1 protein-coding gene is annotated in these 727 nt (G+C 65.2%); it reads right to left on the bottom strand.

The window, feature by feature from the left end:
- On the bottom strand, positions 1-727 hold a 727-nt coding region (locus AC1D00_RS43895), incomplete at both ends, for a TRAP transporter large permease subunit (protein ID WP_477015040.1).

Raw genomic sequence — 727 nt, 5'->3', positions numbered from 1 at the left:
CATCAAGGCCGGCGAATAGACGAAGATGAAGGGGATGACATAGCCGGCGAGCGCGATGCGCATCGCCTCCCAGCCGATCTTGTCCGGATTCTCCTTCGCGATCGGCGCGGCCGCGAGCGCTGCGAGCGCCACCGGCGGCGACAGGTCGGCCATGATGCCGTAGTAGAACGCGAACATGTGGCTCGCGATCAAGGGCACGCCGAGTTTCGCCAGCGCGGGCGCTGTGAGCGCGGCGGTGATGATGTAGGTCGGGATGGTCGGAATGCCGGTGCCGAGCAGGATCGACAGCAGCATGGTCATGATCAGCGCCAGGAACAGGCTCTTCTCGCCGAGCCCGATCACCCAGCCGCCGAAGATGGTGCCGACACCGGTCTGCGACATCATGCCGATGATGACGCCGACGATGGCGCACGCCATGCCGACGGTGATGGCGGACTTGGCGCTCTCGGCCAGCGCGTCGCGGCATTCGCGCAAGGCCTTGAACCCGCCACGGATGAAAGCGGTGATCACAATCAGCCCGGCGACGACGCTCGCGACCGGCACGATCTGAAGGCCATCACGCGACAATGCGGCAACGACGAGCGCGAGCCCGACCCAGAAGATGGTGCGGATCACCATGGAGGACGCACCGGCCGTGATGCTGGCGCCCAGGATCAACGTCACCGTCAGCGCAAGACCCATGCTGCCGGCATAGAGCGGCGTAAAGCCTTCGAACAGCATGTAGACC

The organism is Bradyrhizobium sp. P2_E8 (assembly GCF_056403875.1).
This window is presented reverse-complemented; position numbering and strand designations above follow the sequence as displayed.